Source organism: Spirosoma flavus (assembly GCF_054778555.1).
The window spans coordinates 176477-192516 of record NZ_BAAGZL010000001.1; the positions used below are offsets into that span (position 1 = coordinate 176477).

Annotated in this window: 18 protein-coding genes; 5 read left to right on the top strand and 13 right to left on the bottom strand. The window is 47.3% G+C overall.

The window, feature by feature from the left end:
- The first annotated feature begins 155 nt into the window (after positions 1–155).
- Both ACYVF1_RS00690 and ACYVF1_RS00695 read left to right on the top strand, forming a co-directional pair.
- Positions 156–830, top strand: coding sequence for an SDR family oxidoreductase (locus ACYVF1_RS00690; RefSeq protein WP_461074583.1), 675 nt, complete (start codon positions 156–158; stop codon positions 828–830).
- 117 nt (positions 831–947) lie between these two features.
- A complete protein-coding gene (locus tag ACYVF1_RS00695) occupies positions 948–1862 on the top strand; it encodes an ROK family protein (protein WP_461074585.1) in 915 nt (304 codons plus the stop codon).
- Positions 1863–1937: 75 nt separating this feature from the next.
- Here the strand turns inward: ACYVF1_RS00695 and murB are convergent, their stop codons facing one another.
- On the bottom strand, positions 1938–2963 hold the full coding sequence (gene murB / locus ACYVF1_RS00700; protein ID WP_461074587.1) for a UDP-N-acetylmuramate dehydrogenase: 1026 nt from the start codon (positions 2961–2963) through the stop codon (positions 1938–1940).
- 120 nt (positions 2964–3083) lie between these two features.
- Between murB and ACYVF1_RS00705 the strand changes: the two genes are divergently transcribed.
- Together ACYVF1_RS00705 and gmd are read left to right on the top strand one after the other, a co-directional pair.
- The gene (locus tag ACYVF1_RS00705; RefSeq protein WP_461074589.1) at positions 3084–3671 is read left to right on the top strand and encodes an SPOR domain-containing protein; all 588 of its coding nucleotides are present in this window, start codon (positions 3084–3086) and stop codon (positions 3669–3671) included.
- An 82-nt stretch (positions 3672–3753) separates the two neighbouring features.
- A complete protein-coding gene (gene gmd / locus ACYVF1_RS00710) occupies positions 3754–4866 on the top strand; it encodes a GDP-mannose 4,6-dehydratase (RefSeq protein ID WP_461074591.1) in 1113 nt (370 codons plus the stop codon).
- 136 nt (positions 4867–5002) lie between these two features.
- Here gmd and ACYVF1_RS00715 read toward each other — a convergent pair whose 3' ends face one another.
- From ACYVF1_RS00715 to ACYVF1_RS00730, 4 genes are all read right to left on the bottom strand, one after another.
- Entirely contained in the window at positions 5003–6526 is a 1524-nt protein-coding gene (locus tag ACYVF1_RS00715; RefSeq protein WP_461074593.1) for a Do family serine endopeptidase, read from the bottom strand.
- Between the two features lie 390 nt (positions 6527–6916).
- A complete protein-coding gene (gene rnc / locus ACYVF1_RS00720; protein WP_461074595.1) occupies positions 6917–7678 on the bottom strand; it encodes a ribonuclease III in 762 nt (253 codons plus the stop codon).
- A gap of 3 nt (positions 7679–7681) precedes the next feature.
- On the bottom strand, positions 7682–8932 hold the full coding sequence (fabF, locus tag ACYVF1_RS00725; RefSeq protein ID WP_461074597.1) for a beta-ketoacyl-ACP synthase II: 1251 nt from the start codon (positions 8930–8932) through the stop codon (positions 7682–7684).
- 93 nt (positions 8933–9025) lie between these two features.
- Positions 9026–9265: an acyl carrier protein gene (locus tag ACYVF1_RS00730; RefSeq protein WP_190888354.1), complete on the bottom strand. Its 240-nt coding sequence runs from the start codon at positions 9263–9265 to the stop codon at positions 9026–9028.
- Positions 9266–9502: 237 nt separating this feature from the next.
- On the opposite strand from ACYVF1_RS00730, the gene kdsA reads away from it, so the two are divergent.
- Entirely contained in the window at positions 9503–10312 is an 810-nt protein-coding gene (gene kdsA / locus ACYVF1_RS00735; RefSeq protein ID WP_461074600.1) for a 3-deoxy-8-phosphooctulonate synthase, read from the top strand.
- A 19-nt stretch (positions 10313–10331) separates the two neighbouring features.
- Here kdsA and ACYVF1_RS00740 read toward each other — a convergent pair whose 3' ends face one another.
- The 8 genes from ACYVF1_RS00740 to ACYVF1_RS00775 form a co-directional block, all read right to left on the bottom strand.
- Positions 10332–11180: a TIGR01459 family HAD-type hydrolase gene (locus ACYVF1_RS00740; protein WP_461074602.1), complete on the bottom strand. Its 849-nt coding sequence runs from the start codon at positions 11178–11180 to the stop codon at positions 10332–10334.
- 76 nt (positions 11181–11256) lie between these two features.
- Positions 11257–11937, bottom strand: a complete 681-nt coding sequence (locus ACYVF1_RS00745) for an SCO family protein (RefSeq protein WP_461074604.1) — start codon at positions 11935–11937, stop codon at positions 11257–11259.
- A complete protein-coding gene (locus ACYVF1_RS00750; protein WP_461074606.1) occupies positions 11906–12523 on the bottom strand; it encodes a toxin-antitoxin system YwqK family antitoxin in 618 nt (205 codons plus the stop codon). Before ACYVF1_RS00750 ends, ACYVF1_RS00745 begins: the two co-directional genes overlap by 32 nt.
- On the bottom strand, positions 12480–13343 hold the full coding sequence (locus ACYVF1_RS00755) for a YHYH protein (RefSeq protein ID WP_461074608.1): 864 nt from the start codon (positions 13341–13343) through the stop codon (positions 12480–12482). Before ACYVF1_RS00755 ends, ACYVF1_RS00750 begins: the two co-directional genes overlap by 44 nt.
- Positions 13344–13392: 49 nt before the next feature.
- Positions 13393–13941 carry a periplasmic heavy metal sensor gene (locus tag ACYVF1_RS00760; protein WP_461074610.1) on the bottom strand — a complete coding sequence of 183 codons (549 nt, stop codon included), beginning with the start codon at positions 13939–13941 and terminating at the stop codon, positions 13393–13395.
- Positions 13920–14237 carry a hypothetical protein gene (locus tag ACYVF1_RS00765; RefSeq protein WP_461074612.1) on the bottom strand — a complete coding sequence of 106 codons (318 nt, stop codon included), beginning with the start codon at positions 14235–14237 and terminating at the stop codon, positions 13920–13922. Before ACYVF1_RS00765 ends, ACYVF1_RS00760 begins: the two co-directional genes overlap by 22 nt.
- A 133-nt stretch (positions 14238–14370) precedes the next feature.
- A complete protein-coding gene (locus ACYVF1_RS00770) occupies positions 14371–14967 on the bottom strand; it encodes an RNA polymerase sigma factor (RefSeq protein WP_461074614.1) in 597 nt (198 codons plus the stop codon).
- A 14-nt stretch (positions 14968–14981) separates the two neighbouring features.
- The gene (locus ACYVF1_RS00775; RefSeq protein WP_461074616.1) at positions 14982–16025 is read right to left on the bottom strand and encodes an aminoglycoside phosphotransferase/kinase family protein; all 1044 of its coding nucleotides are present in this window, start codon (positions 16023–16025) and stop codon (positions 14982–14984) included.
- Between the last annotated feature and the right edge of the window lie 15 nt (positions 16026–16040).

Here is a 16040-nt window from a genome sequence, read left to right on the forward strand (position 1 = left end):
TAGCGATATGAATCAACCCAGCCGGAATTTAGATAACAGACTTCATTCGGGAGAACCCTCGTAAAGATAGAATGGTTTCTGACGTAACTTGCGCCGAACACGAAACCTTATAAAAACGTGACGTATTGGGCTAGAAAATGGCCGTTTTTTTAACTATGAATCCACTAATTGTTGTTACGGGTGGCACAAAAGGCATCGGTCTGGCAGTGGCCGAACGGTTTGTTGCTGAGGGTTTCGATGCGGTCGTTTGCGCCCGATCTGTCGATAACATAACGGGTGATGGTCTGCTACCTTTTGCCGCCGATCTATCGACCCGAACCGGCGTAAATGAGTTGCTGCATTATATAAAATCGCTCAACCGGCCGGTCGATATGTTGCTGAATAACACTGGTATTTTCCTGCCGGGACAAATTCATAATGAGGATGAAGGTACGTTCGAAAAACTCATGAGTACCAACGTAGCGAGTGCTTATCACCTCACACGTGGGCTCGTGGGCGACATGATGACGCGTAGGCAGGGTCATATTTTTATGATGTGCTCAACGGCCAGCATTACGGCTTACACAAATGGCGGTTCGTATTGCATTTCAAAATTTGCCTTGCTGGGCATGAGTCGCGTGCTACGTGAGGAATTGAAGTCGTATGACGTAAAAGTGACGGCGGTTCTGCCCGGCGCTACGTTAACGGCCAGCTGGCAGGGAACTGATCTTCCCGAAGAGCGTTTTATGAAGCCCGGCGACGTAGCAGACAGTATTTGGGCCAGTTATTCGCTGTCAAAAAGTGCTGTGGTTGAAGAAATTCTGATACGTCCGCAGTTAGGCGATATCTAGCCTTGCCCAGAAAGAGGGAAGCAGGGATGCGATTCACTACTACTCTTTCGTATCTTGCGCTCCATTTCATAAATCCTGTCCTAATCGAAATATAACTGTTAACTGACTTCTGCTAGAATGGCTTCCGTTGAGTATCTGGGTATTGACGTGGGTGGAACGAACGTCAAAATGGGCATCGTTGATGCAAACACCGGTAAAATTTCCAATTTCTACAGCCACGACACCATAAGCTGGCGCGAATCAGGGCATTTTATCGACCGTTTTGGCGACGCCGTTGCATTGCAGTTGCTGAGTAACAAAGATGTAAAGAAGGTGGGGATCGGTTTGCCGGGAATGATCAATCGCGAACGTACCGTACCCCTTGAAATTACGGCCATTCCAGAAATCAACGGCCTTCCAATGGTCGATTTGCTGAGTAAACGGTTTCCGGGAACAGAATTTTTCCTGGCTAACGACGCTAACGCAGCCGCTCTGGGCGAATATTATTTCGCTGAAGAGAAGATTACGGAGAATTACATTTTCATTACGTTAGGTACCGGCGTTGGCGGAGCGGCCATCATCAACAAAAAAATCTTTACTGGTGGTGATGGAAACGCCATGGAGCCTGGTCACATTCCATCGCGGAACGGGCGTGTGCTGGAACGTAACATCGGTAAAGTTGAACTGCTTCAACTCGCCAATGAGCGCCGAAAAGACTACAAAGGCAATACAAATCTGCCCGACGACGGTAGTATCTCAACCACAGGACTAGTTGCTGCGGCTGCAGAAGGCGATGAGCTGGCGCTGCAAATCTGGACGGAAGTGGGTGAAATGTTGGGCGAAGGTCTGGCAGCTCTGATTAAAGTACTCGATATCAAACAGGTACTAATCGGTGGCGGTTTATCGGCTTCTTTCGATTACATCTTGCCCGCTGTCAACAAAACCCTCGATTACTGGCTGAATGAGTACTACAAAAACGGCCTGAGCATCAAACGCGCTACGTTGGGTAACGATGCCGGTTTGCTTGGTGCGGCTTCGCTATGTTTTGACTAATCTTATTTAAGCCTATTCTGAGCAGGTTTTTGTCATGCAGACGCAGGAAACATCTTTGCGTCTGCATGACAACTATCAAATTACATTTACTTCCGGAGAAATAGCAATTCCGAATTTGTCGGCTACCGATTCCTGTACGCGTCTGGCGAGAGCCATAATTTCGTTGCCGTTGGCGTGGCCATAATTGACTAAAACCAGCGCCTGTTTCGCGTGTACGCCCGCATCGCCCGCCCGGTAGCCTTTCCACCCAGCCTGTTCGATGAGCCACCCGGCTGGCACTTTCACTATCGTGTCGCCCATAGGGTAGCCGGGTAGTTCTGGAAACTGCTCTTTTAGCGTATCAAATTGACTTTTAGGAATTTCAGGATTTTTGAAAAAACTGCCCGCATTACCAATCTGCGCCGGATCAGGGAGTTTACTACGTCGGATACGAATAACGGCTTCGCTAATGGCTTTTATGGACAACGTATCGTCGGTAATACCCATCTGAGTCAGCGTTTCCTGAATGGCACCATAGCGTGTGTGGAACGTAGCGTGTTTGTCTAGCTGGAACGTAACGCTGGTGATGATGTACTGATCTTTCAGCGCACGTTTGAATACACTTTCCCGATAGCCAAATGCGCAATCTGCGTGGTTGAATGTCCGTTTTTCGCCGGTTTGCCGATGAATGGCCGTCAACGATTCAAAGACCTGTTCCAGCTCTACTCCATAAGCCCCGATATTCTGCATTGGTGCTGCACCAACCGTGCCGGGAATGAGCGACAGATTTTCGAGTCCCGCGTAATTTCGGGCCACGCAATACTGAACCAGTTCGTGCCAGATTATGCCCGCTCCCGCGGTCAGGTAAATATGGTCATCGTCTTCGTGGTCAACATTGATACCCTGAATATTCATTTTAACAACCAGCCCGTCGAAATCCTGACAGAGTAATACGTTGCTGCCACCACCGAGAATTAATTTCGGCTTATTCTGGTATTCATCCAGTTGCAGTAAAGTCTGTAAATCTTCTTCAGAATGGATATCAACCCAGTATCGCGCCGTAGCATCAATTCCGAACGTAGTATGCGGTTTGAGCGATACGTGGCTTTCTATATTCAACATAGGATGCACGTAGTAGAAACCCAAATTTAACCAATTACCGGTAGGCTTTTATAACAATTCGACATTGCTACGTATTGAACAGACAAAATGGCTAATTTTACGACATATTCGACAATAACGATGCAAGGCAGGTTCAGTGACGTTTGGGTATTGAGTATCTTGCTGTTGGCAGGCTGTGCCAGCAGTCGGCCTGCGGCTACGAGCCGAACGGTAGACTATAATAGCTACAACGAAGACTTAGCGTCGGTACGTCCAGTATATACAACCAGCCCGGCAACTACCTCGGCTACCAGTCGACCCTCGTCGCCCACAGCTACTACAACGACTGCTCCGCCACCTCGCCGGACTGAAACCCGCAAACCACAAGCCATAGCCGAAGCCATGCATATAAACCGTAGGCTCGATTTAGTGCTCGACACAATGGCTACTCAAAATCGAACGATACGTTACGCACCCGGCTTTCGTATTCAGGTGTACGTGGGCAATCAGCGTCAGGAGGCCGAAGCCGCTAAACTGCTGATTACGCAGAATTTTCCAGAACTAAATCCTTATTTAAGCTACAATCAGCCGACTTACAAACTGAAGGTAGGTGATTTTATGCGACGGATTGACGCTGAACGGTACTACGCGTCTATTCGTAAATTGATTACGTCATCGCAACTGCAAGCTGATAAAGTAGACATCCGGCGAAGCCTGTTAATAAAATAAGTTATAAAATTTAAGTGGGCAAACTTACCTTTGCTACGTTTTGTACAATTTCAGGCGAGAGCGTTGGCCCGTGTAGGATACTATGAAGAAAGCAATTATTACCGGCGTTACCGGACAGGATGGAGCTTATCTAGCCGAACTATTATTAGACAAAGGCTATGAAGTTCACGGCATCAAACGCCGGAGTTCCCTCTTTAATACGCAGCGGATTGATCACATGTACGAAGATCCGCATGAGAAACACATTCGTTTCAAGCTCCATTATGGCGATTTGTCGGATTCGACCAATATAATCCGTATTATTCAGGAGGTACAGCCCGACGAAATTTATAACCTCGGTGCCATGTCGCACGTACGGGTGAGCTTCGATGAGCCTGAATATACAGCGCAGGTCGACGGGATTGGTACGTTGCGGATTCTGGAAGCTGTTCGGTTATTGGGATTAACCGAAAAAACGCGTATTTATCAGGCATCGACTTCTGAGCTATACGGTGGTGTACAGGGGCATGCGCAGTCGGAGACAACGCCTTTTTACCCGCGTTCGCCGTATGCCGTAGCCAAATTGTATGGGTACTGGATTACCGTTAACTACCGTGAAGCCTACGGTATGTATGCCTGCAACGGCATTTTGTTTAACCACGAATCTCCGCTACGTGGCGAGACGTTTGTGACGCGTAAAATTACCCGCGCTGTGGCACGTATCGGCCTGGGATTGCAGGACAAGGTTTACCTGGGAAATCTGGATTCGCTACGTGACTGGGGCCATGCCAAAGACTACGTTGAGGCAATGTATCTAATTCTGCAACAGGAAAAACCTGAGGATTTCGTAATTGCTACGGGCGTAACAACCAGTGTTCGTGATTTTGTGAAAATGTCTTTTGCCGAAATCGGCGTAGAGTTAGAGTTCAGCGGAGAAGGTTCCGACGAGGTAGCCAAAGTAGTACGTACCTCAAACCCTGATTTCCAGGTAGCCGTTGGACAAACGGTTCTCTGTATTGACCCGCGTTATTACCGTCCTACAGAGGTTGATTTGCTCTTGGGTGACCCAACCAAAGCCATGACCAAATTGAACTGGAAGCCAAAATATGATTTGAAAGCACTAGTTCAGGATATGATGGCAGCCGATATTGAATTGTTCCGTCGCGATCAATTCCTTGCGAAGAGCGGGCATCAGGTGCTGAATTATTACGAATAGACAAAACTGTTTGCTAAATAAATTGACGAAAGCCATTACTCGAAGTAATGGCTTTCGTTTTGATGAACGTATCACCAAAAAAAGGCTGCCCAGAAAATAATCCAGTCAGCCTTTTTTATAATTTATTTGATTTTCCTTATACAGGCACCGCGTAGTAATACATCCGCGAACTGTTGGGATACATACCAATCAGCATCAGGCCTTCACCTTCTTTAACCGAAGAAAGAATGTCTTGCAGGTCTTTCGTCGTCTTGACATTTTTGCCGTTGGCTTTCACGATGATAAAGCCTTCCTCAACGTCGGTTTCGGCCAGTTTACCATCTTTGATTTTCGAAACCTTCACGCCACCAGTTACGCCAAGCTGTTTGGCTTCCTGGGCTGAAAGAGCTTCGAAGTTAGCGCCCAGCGAGTTCAACGACGTAGCAGCAGCCGTTACGTCGGCTTTTTTGATCACATCGCGACCACCATTGCGGTTACGCAGTTCAACTTTGAAGTCACGTTCGGTACCATCGCGGTTAACTGTTACTGTAACAACATCACCTGGGCGACGACGGCCAATGATTTCGCGCATCTGGGCGTCAGAATCAAGCGCCTGACCTTCCATTTTCACGATAACATCACCTTTTTTCAGACCAGCAGCTTCGGCAGCACCTTTAGCTACAACTTCGTTGACATAGATACCACGGCCTACTTTCGTGCCTTTTTCTTTAGCCAGCGTGCTGTTCAGCTCTTGTGGAAGAATACCGATATAACCGCGTTGTACGTTGCCATATTTAAGCAGGTCGGCAGATACTTTCTTCACAAGCGATACGGGCACAGCGAAACCATAGCCGCTGTAGTAACCCGTTGCCGAAGCAATAGCTGAGTTAATACCAACCAGTTCGCCACGAAGGTTCACCAGCGCGCCACCCGAGTTACCTGGGTTGATGGCCGCATCCGTCTGGATGAATGACTCTACAGGTGAATCAGGTTTTTCTTCGTTCCGGTTGATGTTCTGATCGAGAATACCAATCCGGCGACCTTTAGCACTTACGATACCGGCCGTAACCGTCGATTCCAGATCAAGCGGATAACCAACAGCCAGTACCCATTCGCCTAGTTTGAGGCCATCCGAATCGCCCAACGTAATGGAAGGCAGATTGTTAGCTTCAACTTTAATGACGGCAAGGTCGGTAAGAGGATCGGTGCCAATAACTTTAGCTTTAAAGCTACGTTTGTCGGTCATGATTACCTCAACTTCGTCGGCATCCTGCACGACGTGGTTGTTCGTTACGATGTAGCCATCCTTACTGATGATTACGCCCGAACCCGATGCTTGTCCCTGCTGACGGCGGGGCTGACGTTGATTGCCACCGCCACCGAACTCATCACCAAAAAACTCCCGGAAAATATCGGGTATCTGTTGCTGACGTACTGTGCGAGTCATGGTTGTGCGGATGTGCACAACGGTTGGCGTTACAGCTTCGGCTGCCGTCGAGAAATCACCGGGAACAGCCGTAGGGCCACCGGGTAAAGAAACCAGCCGGTTTGTGCTGGTAGAAGCAGGCGTCGATTCGTTAAAGATTACATCCCGGTTGTTGAAACCCAACAGGTTGTAAGCAGCCAGCGTGATTACGCTCGACAAGAGCATCAGCGCTAATAATTTCCAGTTGCTTTTCATGATTTAATGAGAGAAATCTAATTGCTTTTTTGTGTTAGGAACAGTTGTTTCTGTCTGCTAGTATAACGGAAAGCCTATTCCGAAAAATTCGACTCGCGTCTGACCTTAACAAAATTTAACAGAGCATTGTTAAAGGGGTTTCAAGTTAATAAAAAGCCCGAAATATTCCTTTACCAGCCTGTTGAGTAAGGATAGATTAACAGACAGAATACACTAGTTCAAACAACGTACCAACGAGTGAAACGGCACAGATTTCAGCCATTTTGGCATAAAAACAACGTAGCAGTTCACATTAATAGCCAAAATGACGTATTGCCCTCCTTAATGACTCTACGTAGCAGACAGTAGAAATGCTGTTAAACAACAACCGGAAATAATGAGGGAAATGCCCTATTTGATGGCTAGAAGTTCGAACGCTTTTTCGGCAGCAGCCTGTTCGGCTTTCTTCTTACTGTAGCCACTACCTGTAGCGAAAGGTTCTTCGTTAACAAGCACTTGAGCAATGAACTCGCGAAAATGGCTGTTCCCTTTTTCAGAAACAATCTCAAAGCGGATTTCTTTACCTTCGCGCTGAGCCCACTCAATCAGCCGGCTTTTGAAGTTGCCATTGTTTTGCACTACGGATTCGATATCGTAGTGTGAGAGAAGATGTTTAAGGATAAATCGACGGGTAAAGCTGAAGCCTTTGTCCAGATAAATAGCACCGACAAGAGCTTCTAGCGCATCGCCATACATGGATGTGCGTGCAGGCATGCTACGTGTCCGGCTGCCATCGAATTCAATCAATTGATCGAGACCGATTTTTCGGGCAATACCATTTAGTGTTTCTCTATTGACAATTCGGGAGCGGATTTCGGTCAGGAAACCTTCGTCTTTGTAAGGGTATTTTTTGAAGAGAAATTCAGCGATGACCATTCCCAAAACCGCATCACCCAAATACTCAAGACGCTCGTTCGACTCCCGAAACCCTTCAATAGCTGTAGCTTTCGACGCCGACGTATGACGTAGCGCTAATTGATACAGGCCCAGATTAGACGGACTTGTACCAATAATATGGCCGATTGACCGGCGTAAATTTTTACGCGGATCTTTGTTCCCAGGCCGGAACCAGTCGAGAGGATTGAAAAAGCTACGTGGCAAAGCGATTTGCACGACTCAGCTAAGTTTACGGAAAATGACGATGGCGTTGTGACCTCCGAAACCAAACGCATTGCTCATTACGGTCGTTAGGGGACGTGCCTGAGCGGTATTGAACGTTAAGTTGAAACGAGAGTCTATTTCGCCGTCCTCGGTAAAATGATTAATCGTTGGTGGTACAATCTGGTGCTCAAGTGCTTTGATACACGCAATGGCTTCTACAGCGCCAGCAGCACCCAACAAATGGCCGGTCATGGACTTTGTTGAGCTGATATTCATCTTGAACGAATGCTCACCGAACAACTGATGAATGGCTTTCAGTTCCTGCGGATCGCCGATGGGCGTAGACGTACCGTGGGTATTAATGTAGTCAATGGCTTCAGGAGCGATACCAGCATCGTTTAGTGCGTCCTGCATCGCTAGAAAAGCGCCTAGCCCTTCGGGGTGGGGGGCTGTAATGTGGTAAGCATCCGAAGACATCCCACCACCAATTAATTCGGCATAAATTTTTGCGCCACGAGCCTGAGCATGCTCGTATTCTTCAAGAATGATGGAGCCAGCTCCTTCGCCCATTACAAAACCATCGCGGTCTTTGTCATAAGGGCGCGACGCCGTTTCGGGCGAGTCGTTACGTTCCGATAGGGCACGGTTGGCGTTAAAACCACCAATACCCGCTTTTGTAACGGCTGCTTCGGAACCACCTACTACGCACATATTTAGACGCCCAAGCCGAATGTAGTTGAAGGCGTCGATGATAGCATTATTGGTAGAGGCACAGGCCGAAACCGTTACGTAGTTTGTACCACGGAAGCCGTACTTCATCGAGATTTGTCCCGATGCACTGTCGGCAATCATGCGCACAATGAAGAATGGGTTGATTCGGGGTGTACCGTCGCCTTTGGCGTACTCAATCATCTCGTCCTCGAACGATTTGAGTCCGCCGATGCCGGAGCCCCAGATTACGCCAACTTTGTTTCGGTTGAGCGTCTCAAGGTCGAGGTTAGCGTCCTGAACGGCTTGTTCGGTGGCAATGAGCGCGTAATGGGTAAATGCGTCCATTTTGCGCGCTTCCTGCCTGGGGATGTACTGAGTTACGTCCAGCCCTTTTACTTCGCAGGCGAATTGTGTGCGAAACTTGCTGGCGTCAAACTTCGTAATGGGACCGGCCCCGCTTACACCGGCGGCTAAGTTGTTCCAGTAAGTGGTTACATCATTGCCAATCGGTGTCAATGCACCGAGGCCGGTCACTACTACTCGTTTGAAAGTCATACAGCTATACTGCGTGATAAAAATTGAAAAACAACGCTGAACGTAAATTTGTTGGCGCTGGCTTTCGAGTACTTAATGGTGTTGAGCTATTGCTTACTTACCAATGTGTTTTTCAAGATATTCAATGGCTAAGCCAACCGTAGAGATTTTCTCAGCTTCATCATCAGGGATAGGCAGATTGAATTCTTTTTCGAATTCCATAATCAGCTCAACCGTATCCAGCGAATCAGCACCCAGGTCGTTGGTGAAGCTTGCTTCTGGCGTTACTTCTGACTCCTCAACGCCTAGTTTCTCTACAATGATTTTCTTAACTTTTTCTGCAATGTCCGACATTTTCGTAGTCTGTTCGTGTTAAAAAACTGCGCAAAGAAACGGATTTACCTTTGTATTATCAAACAATTTTTTAGGGTATAGGGCGTTTGGGCAGTCAGTTACAGGTGATTTAAAATTAATGAAAATCTAGTTTTTGTTCTAATCAAAGGTATTTATCAGGCACTCATAAATTGCTTATTAGTTGAAATCTGTTCACTCGTTTTCCGCACCTTTGTACCCGGAATTAGACGTTTACTCATGCAAATCGATAAACTAAAACATACAACTGGAAACCAGTTTTTCCTGATGGCGGGCCCATGTGCCATTGAAGGGCGCGACATGGCTTTGCAAATCGCCGAACGTATCGTTGCCATCACTAATAAATTGGGCATTCCGTACATTTTCAAAGGCTCGTACCGGAAAGCGAACCGCACTAAACTGAACTCATTTACAGGCATTGGCGATGAAAAAGCCCTGGCTATTCTGAAGGAAGTAGGAGATACGTTTGACATACCAACTGTGACCGACATTCACGAATCGGACGAAGCCGCAATGGCTGCTCCTTTTGTGGACGTATTGCAGATTCCAGCGTTTCTGTGTCGGCAGACAGAACTATTAGAAGCGGCCGCGAAAACTGGTCGGGCAGTCAACGTTAAAAAAGGTCAGTTTCTGTCGGGCGAAAGCATGGGTTTCGCCGTCGAAAAAGTGAAAACCACAAACCCAGCCGCTACCGTTTTTCTAACTGATCGGGGCAACTCGTTTGGCTATGGCGACCTGGTTGTAGATTACCGAAATTTACCGGCTATGCAATCATTTAGTGTACCAGTTGTAATGGATTGTACCCATTCACTCCAGCAACCGAATCAAACTTCTGGCGTAACGGGTGGCAAACCAGCTCTCATTGCTACCATTGCCAAAGCTGCGATTGCCGTTGGCGCCGATGGGCTTTTCATCGAAACACATCCCAAACCATCTGAAGCTAAATCAGACGGCGCGAATATGTTACCTCTTGACCAGTTGGAAGGCTTGCTGGAGCGGTTGGCGAGGGTGAGGGAAAGCATTTTGTAGCCTGAACGTTCAGGTACAACTACTTTATTACTACTGACTTACATACGTAGGTTGGGATGATTCCCGTACTACGTATCTGCACCTCTACGTCCTGCGGCTGCGTATTGCCTGTCAGGACAAGAACCGTATCCAGGCCAAACTTATTTCCGCCCAAAATATCGGTTTTCAACGTATCACCTACCATCAGAATATCGCGTTTGCTCACGTGTGATACGTTCTCCAATCGTTCGTAGGCGAACATAAAAAGTTGGGCATCGGGCTTGCCGAACCGGATAAATTGTTTGCCAACGATTCCCTCAATCATTTTGGCAACGGCCCCAATAGCAATGGCAATGCGATTTTTTGAAACCGGATACGTAGCATCGGTGTTGGCCACAATCACCGGAATGTTACGTCTACGTAGCAAATTGACGGTTTTGGTGAGATCGGTATTCCAGTCGAAACCTTCGTCGTCGAGCAGGACAAGTGCATTTATGTCGTCAATTTCCTTAAGATCAACCTGACTGATAGGTAACGTTTTCAGCCCCGACGTTTCGAGGTAATGGGCTGATTTTTCTGTTCCCAGATAAGCTACCGTACCGTCGTGGACTTTTAAATCGAGGTATTCGCGGGCCAGCATGCCCGACGAGATGATACGTTCGGGCGTAATGGCATAGAAACCTTGCCGGTAATAAGATTCTGCCAATTCGCGTGGCCCACGCGAGGCATCGTTGGTCAATACGTAAAACTCTTTGCCATTTTCCCGAAGCCAGGTGAATGTTTTTTCGATGCCGGGCAAAATGCCCTCTGAGTTTTTCAATACTCCAAACGCATCGAAGAATATGACTTTGTAATCAGAGGCTATGGTTTTAAAATCAGCAAGTTGCATGGGCGAATAAACGGGTGCAGGAGGGAAAAGCACCAATAGATTATTCGTAAAATTACTACGCTGGCCGAATTTTCAATCAGTTTTCTTTCAATAAGACTCTAATGTCAGTTATAAGTTTATCAATGTCGAGTGGAACAGTACCGTTATAAACTCCTCGGATTCTGCGATTTTGATCGACTAGAATGAAATGTTCGGTATGCAGAAACTCGGTGGAATCTTTAGTGAAACCAATAGCTTCTTCAGCAAAGTACGACCGGCGGGCTAAATCATAAATCTTACCCCGTTCGCCAGTAAGCAAATGCCATTTGTTAGTTATAATCCCCTTTTTATCAGCATATTGACCTAGTCGGGGCACCGAGTCAAGCCAGGGTGTTACGCTGTAGGACAATAGCACTACGTTAGGTTCATGCCGAAACGTATCCTGCACGGCTTTGAGCAGATTTGTCATTTTAGGGCAAATGCTGGGACAGGACGTAAAGAAGAAATTTGCTACATGAATTTTGTTCGCGACCGTTTCCTGATTCACTACGTTGTTGGCCTGATCACGAAACGAAAAATCAGCGACGTAGTGCGTAATTTTTTGCGCTACGTCGCCGGGCTTATTCAACCATATAGGTGTAAAATCAGGTGTGTTATAATACGGCACGGCTTCATATTCAGGAGCCTCTTTTGGCTGCCGCGTGATCTGAGAAACGGCCAAAGCACCCAATAGCAGGGCCAGTACATTAATGAGCAACAGTGATCGAATCCCAAACATTGACGCAGTCTTTAACTCCTGTAAAGCCATATGTTCGCCCATTGCGAACTACGTAATTCATTTTTAAGCTACCATCAGCAAACCATTGCTGCTGTCGGCCTTCTTCTTGCCCCTGACTATAATTTCCGTCGAAAATCAGTCGACCGTTTGCTAACCATTCTTTCCGATTTCCCTCGTACACATCGTTCCGGAAGTGATAAACAAAAGCCGGTTTGCCCGACTGAAACCAGCCCGTTCTCGCTCCTTCCTGCCAGCCATTTTTGTACTGACGAACTTCTTTAAGCTTCCGACCGACGTACCATGAGCGGTGCTGACCTTCCGCCTTTCCTTCAATAAATGCTCCTACGAACGTAGTATCACCTTCGTCCGAAAGGGCGTATTGCCAGCCGCTAAAAGGCCGGTCATTCAGAAATAAACGGCCTTCGCTACGTTGCCATCCGGTTTGATTAGCATTGGCAAAAACGGAAGGAATTGCGCTACGTTCGTCAGTCTGTTGCCGACACTGGCAAAGTAGCAACAACAGAAAAACTGTCCCAACTAACTTACTGAGTAACCGTGCCCGATTTGCCATAAAATCCGCTGCCATTGAGGTAAGGGTCTTCGGACGTAATGTGATAGTGATAAATGCCGTTGGGGTAATCGGACGTAGCGTGCGTATGGCCGTGGTATTTATCCAGACTAGCGTTCGTAACCGTTTTGCCATTTTCAACAGGCCCGTAAACCGGAAAGCCATCCAGCAGAAAGCCCAGTAATACGTCGCTGCCCTTGGATTTAGTAAGGTATGTTGGCTCAACGTGATAGTGATACTGCCCCTGTTGTTGCGGATGGCCACCGTATTGGTCGAAACTGTTGATTTCGTTTGTCAGTGGAGCGCTCATGGCTGCGTACTGGTTGAAAAACGGTACGCCGTTCAGCGAAACACCGATAGGGCCGCCAGGAGTTGATGCGTGGGAGGCATCGACCGCAGGATCCATCGGAATCTTGAACGTAAGATTGCTCTGACTAATCCGGTTTGGATTGATACTGAAGTTGGTGTTAGTGCCATTATAAGCCTCATACAACGTACTGGCCCAGGTTGTACCCTGATAATATGGGCTTTTGTGGTCTGGGAGACTCGTGGTTTTAATCACGATGTTGGTGCCTTCGACGTAGATTTCGGTAGCACCATAAATTTTCTTGTAAACGTCAGGAACACCGGCGCCTACAGAGGGAGTCGTTGTTGTACTTGTTGACCCAGACGTTGTGCTACTTCCCGTTGACGTAGTACCTGATGTAGGCCCTGAGGGGGTAGGTCCCGACGGAGTGCCGGTAGAGGGCTTTACCGTATTATCACCTTGTTGACAGGCGACAAAGGTGGTCAATCCAAACGCAACGGCTAACGTAGTGAATAAGTGAGAGCGATTCATACTAATTTGATTGTTAAGTATCAGCTTAGACGATGCTCCGCAACGATTCCTACGGGTGGGGTGGAAAATTTTCGCGAGGGCCATCAGGATGTCCTTCTGGCGGCCCTCCATTGGGACCTTGGCGACGTTGGAGTTTTCCGAATAAGCGGGCTAGATCATCGACCAGCTTGCTGTAATCAGCTTGTTGATCGGGGCGGCATAAAGCTTTAATTTCCTGGAAATGGCTGAAATTCAATTCGGCAATACGTCGTTGAACGTCAGCAATTTGACGTAGCAGAACATTGGTGTTGGAGGAGTCAGACTGGGGTGCAGCTAGCAGCTTGTAGTACGTCTGAAAAAGCTGAACGGATTCATCATTGAGTTTCTCTGTTTGCTCGTGATGTCGGTCGGCTAGTTCTTTATACTGCCGTCGTTGCTCCTCGTCAAAATGAAGCCGCTCGACGATAATTCGAAACGGGCCACCGCCCCCCATTGGTGGGTGCTGATTATTGGTTGATAGAGATTGCCGCCCCGAATTCAGAACCAGATAGCCAATCGTAAGGAGATTCAGAATAAGTAGGCCTACGACGGCAATGGTCAGTAGTTTTGTTCGCTCCATTGGCTGTAGGGCTGATTCGTAGCCGGATAAAGCTGCATTTCTGATACTACAGTGCTCAAATCATCTGCATCGGAAGGCTGAACCTGCTGGCTCACGACACGCCAGTTAAGCAATAATAAGAGAGCAAAAGACGTAACAACCAACCATACCGTTCGAGTGGGAAGAAAAACTGTCGGTGCGGCTTCAAACAGTCGATGGCGGATTTTGGCATACAAAAACGGACTCGGTTCGGCTCGTTCGATACCGTCCACGCTACGTAGTACGTCGTTAATCCATTTTTCTTTTTCTGGTTCCATATTGATTGAGACGACAATTATAGAGGATTCCTACGGGTGAATAATTAATCAGGCCCAAACAGGCTCTGGCTGTTTGAACCGAAGGTTGTATTATCTATCGAAAATCAAACAGCCAGAGCCTGTTTGGGCCTGATTAACCGTCATCGGCTAACGACTTATATAAACTTGTTAACTGTTTCTTCAGATTTTCGTTGGCGCGCTGCAAAAGTGACTCAACGGCCCCAACACTTGTTGACATAACTTGAGCCGATTCGATGTTGCTAAGACCTTCGACTCGCGTAAGGATATAGGCCGTTTTTTGTTTGTCAGGAAGTGTGTCGATAGCCTGAAATAATCGGGCCGCATTTTCCTGATTTTCTAACGTAACGCCTGGATGGACAAAATCAGGTGGGTGATGAACGACTTCGCCGGTATCTCGGTCGAACAGGCTGGTCAGGAAGGCAAATCGCTTCTGGCGTTTCTTATGCTTTACGAAATCCAAGGATTTATTAACGGTAATCCGATAAATCCAGGTCGTTACGTCTGCATCGCCTTTGAAACCATCCACCGACCTGAATACCTCAATAAACACATCCTGCGTAATTTCTTCAGCATCTTCCCGCGAACGTACGTAGCTGAGGGCCGTATTAAAAACACGGCTTTTGGTGGTCTCGTAAAGATGGTGGAAGGCGGAATCATTACCTTGCCGGATGCGCTCAATCAGCAGAAACAGGTTCTTAGGGTCGTTCATTGCTGAACGGAACATCAGGAAATACCCAACGCCTTCAGAATTTTATCTGCATCGAACTGCTCAATCGAGGGGAAATAAATTTCGTAAGCCTCCCGTTGCAGTTTGGTAGCGTAGGTTCGGTGGAAAAAATAACGACCGTATTTTATGACGTAGTTGAGTATGAAAAACCGGTACGCTTCGGGCAGGAACCGAATTTCGTTCTCGGTTAGGGGAAAAACGGTATGGTATTCTTTCAAAAATAACAGGAACCGGTCTTCCATCAGGGTAGTAATGACGTAGCTGAATACCGTTCGGTCACCCACATTCGACACTACCCGACTGAAAAAGTAGAAATCCATCACCCGATAACTAATCCGGAACCAGTCGTAATCCCAGCGGGAAAAAAGCTCGCAATTGGACGTAACGGAGAAATTACCAATGTTCCAATCGACAAAAACGGGCATGGTTTCGACTGTTTTAGCCACCAATTTTTGCCGATTTGTCAGGAATAATTCGCACTGGCGTTTCAACTCCTCTATGTGCATCCGGTGCTCAAACTGTCCGACTTCCGTTTCCAATAGATCAAGCAAATCCCAGATATCGGAACGTAGCGTTTTGCTCGATTTGGGCAATACAGTACTGACGCGGGAACAGGCTTTGTGAAACTTGGCTATTTGCCGACCCAGCATCTGAATATGATGCTCATCCAGCCGACGAGGGAGTTTCTGCTGGATACGTATTGGGTTATAAAATACGACCCAGGCGTCAATAAATGCGTCTTTGTACCGATACGTAAAGACCTGGCCGTCACGTATCAACGACTTAGCCAGTACGTTCTCGAACGGATAAAGAAGGTTGTTGGCCAGCGCGTGAATTATACGGTGATCTTCCAAAAAGTGCTCGTGCTTACCGAAATACGACAGCTTGGCAATGATGTGGTCGCCATCCTCAAACCGAACCCGGAAAACGTGGTTTGTGGAAACCCGCGCACTAATATCTTCAATAGTGTGAATCTGGATGGAATTATCGAATTCCGCCCAGGCTTTTTTTATTATTGTTTGGTAATCAACAAGACGCATTTGATTCGATCGTGT

Bases quoted from the DNA above. Each gene is read 5' to 3' on its own strand.
- ACYVF1_RS00690 (WP_461074583.1), top strand. From the start codon at position 156: ATGAATCCACTAATTGTTGTTACGGGTGGCACAAAAGGCATCGGTCTG.
- ACYVF1_RS00695 (WP_461074585.1), top strand. From the start codon at position 948: ATGGCTTCCGTTGAGTATCTGGGTATTGACGTGGGTGGAACGAACGTC.
- murB (WP_461074587.1), bottom strand. From the start codon at position 2,963: ATGTTGAATATAGAAAGCCACGTATCGCTCAAACCGCATACTACGTTC.
- ACYVF1_RS00705 (WP_461074589.1), top strand. From the start codon at position 3,084: ATGCAAGGCAGGTTCAGTGACGTTTGGGTATTGAGTATCTTGCTGTTG.
- gmd (WP_461074591.1), top strand. From the start codon at position 3,754: ATGAAGAAAGCAATTATTACCGGCGTTACCGGACAGGATGGAGCTTAT.
- ACYVF1_RS00715 (WP_461074593.1), bottom strand. From the start codon at position 6,526: ATGAAAAGCAACTGGAAATTATTAGCGCTGATGCTCTTGTCGAGCGTA.
- fabF (WP_461074597.1), bottom strand. From the start codon at position 8,932: ATGACTTTCAAACGAGTAGTAGTGACCGGCCTCGGTGCATTGACACCG.
- ACYVF1_RS00730 (WP_190888354.1), bottom strand. From the start codon at position 9,265: ATGTCGGACATTGCAGAAAAAGTTAAGAAAATCATTGTAGAGAAACTA.
- kdsA (WP_461074600.1), top strand. From the start codon at position 9,503: ATGCAAATCGATAAACTAAAACATACAACTGGAAACCAGTTTTTCCTG.
- ACYVF1_RS00740 (WP_461074602.1), bottom strand. From the start codon at position 11,180: ATGCAACTTGCTGATTTTAAAACCATAGCCTCTGATTACAAAGTCATA.
- ACYVF1_RS00745 (WP_461074604.1), bottom strand. From the start codon at position 11,937: ATGTTTGGGATTCGATCACTGTTGCTCATTAATGTACTGGCCCTGCTA.
- ACYVF1_RS00750 (WP_461074606.1), bottom strand. From the start codon at position 12,523: ATGGCAGCGGATTTTATGGCAAATCGGGCACGGTTACTCAGTAAGTTA.
- ACYVF1_RS00755 (WP_461074608.1), bottom strand. From the start codon at position 13,343: ATGAATCGCTCTCACTTATTCACTACGTTAGCCGTTGCGTTTGGATTG.
- ACYVF1_RS00760 (WP_461074610.1), bottom strand. From the start codon at position 13,941: ATGGAGCGAACAAAACTACTGACCATTGCCGTCGTAGGCCTACTTATT.
- ACYVF1_RS00765 (WP_461074612.1), bottom strand. From the start codon at position 14,237: ATGGAACCAGAAAAAGAAAAATGGATTAACGACGTACTACGTAGCGTG.
- ACYVF1_RS00770 (WP_461074614.1), bottom strand. From the start codon at position 14,967: ATGAACGACCCTAAGAACCTGTTTCTGCTGATTGAGCGCATCCGGCAA.
- ACYVF1_RS00775 (WP_461074616.1), bottom strand. From the start codon at position 16,025: ATGCGTCTTGTTGATTACCAAACAATAATAAAAAAAGCCTGGGCGGAA.